Genomic DNA, 301 nt, shown 5'->3' on the forward strand with positions numbered 1-301 from the left:
TTTTAGTTAAAACCATCAAGCCAAACTTCAAAGGGTTGGGTCCTAAATTTGGAAAAGACATGCGTTTAGTAGCGGCTGAAATTGGAAAACTAACAAAAGAAGATATTTCAACCATTGAAAAACAAGGTGAAATTCAGTTGAAAATTGGCGAAAATTTTGTAAATTTAACCATAGATGAAGTAGAAATTACTTCACAAGATATTGAAGGATGGTTGGTTCTGAATCAAGGCAATTTAACTGTAGCTTTAGACGTTACTATTTCAGATGCGTTACGTAAAGAAGGGATTGCTAGAGAATTAGT

The 301-nt window shown here is 33.2% G+C and carries 1 protein-coding gene; it reads left to right on the top strand.

Annotated elements, in window-relative coordinates; all coding sequences use genetic code 11:
- Positions 1-301 (top strand): DUF5915 domain-containing protein (locus H2O73_RS23800; RefSeq protein WP_182110771.1); only part of this gene is annotated, 301 nt, incomplete at both ends.

The organism is Vibrio marinisediminis (assembly GCF_014050145.1).
Taxonomy (GTDB): Bacteria; Pseudomonadota; Gammaproteobacteria; order Enterobacterales; family Vibrionaceae; genus Vibrio; species Vibrio marinisediminis.